This is a genomic window from Micromonospora sp. NPDC050417, from assembly GCF_044458865.1.
In the GTDB taxonomy this organism is placed as follows: domain Bacteria; phylum Actinomycetota; class Actinomycetes; order Mycobacteriales; family Micromonosporaceae; genus Micromonospora_G.
Map to the genome: position 1 here is coordinate 1 of NZ_JBITIH010000063.1, position 3,174 is coordinate 3,174.

A 3,174-nucleotide genomic window follows, 5' to 3' on the forward strand; every position below is an offset into this window, starting at 1 on the left:
TCGGATGGTTTGCGGGGGCGGATTGTGTACGCGGCGGATCTGTTCGACGCGGCGGACGCGGAGATGCTGGCGGAGCGGTTCGTGCGGGTGTTGACCGCGATCGTGCGGGATCCGGACACAGTGGTGAGTCGGGTCGATGTTGCGGGCGACAGTGAGCGTGAGTTGGTTCTGCGGGGTTGGAATGACACCGGTCGGCTGGTGTCTGCGGTGTCCGTGTTGGACTTGTTCGAGGCGCGGGTGGTGGCAGCGCCGGATGCGTTTGCCGTGGATGGGGTTTCCTATCGGGAGCTTGATGCGCGGGCGGGTGGATTGGCGCGGTGGTTGGTCGATCGCGGTGTGGGCCCGGAGTCGGTGGTGGCGGTGGTGTTGCCTCGTTCGGTGGATCTGGTGGTGGCGTTGTTGGGTGTGTGGAAGGCGGGTGGTGCGTATTTGCCGGTCGATCCGGAGCATCCCGCTGATCGGGTGGAGTTGATGTTGGCGGACGCGGAGCCTCGGGTGGTGGTGACCGCCGACGTGTTGGCGTCGGTGGTGGCCTCTGAGGCTGGGTTCCGTCGTGTGGTGGCGCCGGATCATCCGGCTTATGTGATCTATACGTCGGGGTCGACCGGGCGTCCGAAGGGTGTGGTGGTCACCCACCGGGGCCTGGTGAACTACGTCGCTCGGGTGGCCGAGGTGTATCCCGGCTTGGACGGCCGTGTGCTGTTCCACGCCTCGCCAGCCTTCGACACCACGGTCACTTCGGTTTTCGGGGCGCTTGCGTGTGGTGGTCAGGTGGTGGTGGGTGATGTTGATTCGGTTTCTGGTCTGTCGTTCTTGAAGGTGACGCCTGGGCATTTGCCGATGGTGTCCGAGGTGCCGTCCGAGCTGCTGGTGATTGGTGGTGAGGCGCTTCAGGGTGGGTCCTGGAGGCGGGGCGTCGCGGCGGTCAACAGCTATGGTCCGACCGAGACGACGGTGGCGGTGGCGGATTACCGGTTGGGTGCTGGTGACGACGAGGGGCCGGTCCCGATCGGTCGGCCGGTGTGGAACACCCGTTTGTACGTGTTGGATGCCGGGTTGCGGCCGGTTCCGGTGGGTGTTGTTGGGGAGTTGTATGTAGCGGGCGTGCAGTTGGCTCGTGGTTATTTGAATCGGCCGGGGTTGACGGCGGAGCGGTTTGTGGCCGATCCGTTCGGTGGCCCTGGTGGGCGGTTGTATCGGACCGGGGATCTGGTGCGGTGGCGTGGTGACGGGAATCTGGAGTTCCTGGGCCGTGTCGATGATCAGGTGAAGGTGCGTGGTTATCGCGTCGAGCTTGGCGAGGTCGAGGCGGCGCTGCTGGCGTTGCCGGGAGTGGTGCAGGCGGTGGCTGTGGCTCGGGAGGGCCGGCTCGTCGCGTATGTCGTGGGGTCGGCCGAGCCGGCTGCCCTGCGTGGTCGTTTGCCGGATTACATGGTGCCGGCGGTGGTGGTGGCGTTGGATGCTCTGCCGTTGACGGTGAACGGGAAGGTGGATCGGAGGGCGTTGCCGGCTCCGGAGTTTGTCTCGGGTGATGTTTATCGTGCTCCGGGGACGCTTCGGGAGGTGTTGGTCTGTGAGGCTTTTGCTGAGGTTCTGGGGGTTGAGCGGGTTGGTGCGGACGATGATTTCTTCGGTCTTGGTGGGCATTCCCTGTTGGCGATCGCTCTTGTCCAGCGGTTGCGTGACCGTGGCGTGGCCGTCGACGTACGCTCGATCTTCCTGACCCCGACCCCGGCGGGCCTGGCCCGCACCTTCGGCAATGCCATCGAGGAGATCGCGGTGCCGCCGAGGCGGACCGGCGAGGCGTTCGCCCCGGATGCGTTCCCGCTGGTGGACCTGACCCAGAAGGAAATCGACGTCATCGCCGGCCGGATTCCCGGCGGAGCGGCGAACATCGTCGACATCTATCCGCTCGCGCCCCTTCAGGAAGGCATCTTCTTCCACCACCTGATGAGCCGGGAGACCGGCTCCGGCGACGTCTATGTCCTGCCGCTGACGCTGCGCTTCGACACCCGGGCGCGTCTTGACGTCTTCCTGGGCGCGTTGCAGCAGGTGGTCGACCGGCACGAGGTCCTCCGCACGGCGATCGTCTGGGAGGGACTGCGGGCACCGGTCCAGGTGGTCCAGCGGACCGCGCGGATCGAGATGTCCGGCGGCGACATCGACCTCAGCCAGGCACCGCTGATCCGGGTCGAGGTCACCGGCGACGAGGCCATAGTGCGGATCCACCACATCGTCCAGGACCACGCGGCGATGGACGTCCTGCTCCGGGAGGTACGGGCGGTCATCGCCGGGCGTGGCGACCACCTTCCCGAGCCGGTGCCGTTCCGCGATCACGTCGCTCGGGCGCTGGCGAGTGCGTCCCGGGACGACCATGAACGCTACTTCGCGTCGCTGCTCGGCGGCGTGGACGAGCCGACCGCGCCGTTCGGTCTGCTGGACGTGCAGGGTGATGGCAGCGGCATCACCGAGGCGACCGGCAAGCTCTCACCCACCCTGGCCCGGCGGCTGCGGACCGTGGCCCGCCGGACTGGCATGAGTCCGGCGGTGCTCTTCCACGCCGTCTGGGCGCGTGTCCTGTCGGTGATCTCCGGTCGCGACGACGTGGTCTTCGGCACCGTCCTCTTCGGTCGGATGAGCGGCGGCGGCGACACCCCGGGCCTGTTCATCAACACGTTGCCGGTGCGCGTCACCACCGACGCCGGTCAGAGCCTGACGCAGATGCTGTCCTCCGTACGGAACCAGCTCGCCGACCTCCAGACGCACGAGCACACCCCACTCGCCGTCGCGCAGCGTGCCAGCGGCGTCCCGGTTGGCACGCCGCTCTTCACCACGCTGCTCAACTATCGGCACACCACCCCTCTCGTGGCGGCGGACGGATTGGAGGGCATCACCCTCCTGGAGGTCAGGGAACGCACCAACTACCCGATCGCCGTCATGGTCGACGACCTGGGCGAGGAGTTCTCGATCTCCGTGCAGGCCGCTGCCCCGGCACCGATCTCGACGATGATCTCCGTCGCGGTGGAGAGCCTCGTGTCGGCGCTGGAATCCGCACGTACGTCGTTCCACGAGATCGATGTCCTCGGTGACGAGGTGCGTGATCGGGTGTTGTTTGGGTGGAATGAGACTGTGCGGGAGGTGTCTGGGGGGTCGTTGTCTGGTTTGTTTGAGGCT

1 protein-coding gene is annotated in these 3,174 nt (G+C 66.7%); it reads left to right on the top strand.

Features of this window, described 5'->3' with window-relative positions; all coding sequences use genetic code 11:
- Positions 1-24 precede the first annotated feature (24 nt).
- Positions 25-3,174: amino acid adenylation domain-containing protein (locus ACIBF5_RS32630; protein WP_396816744.1), on the top strand; the 3,150-nt coding region annotated here is incomplete at its 3' end.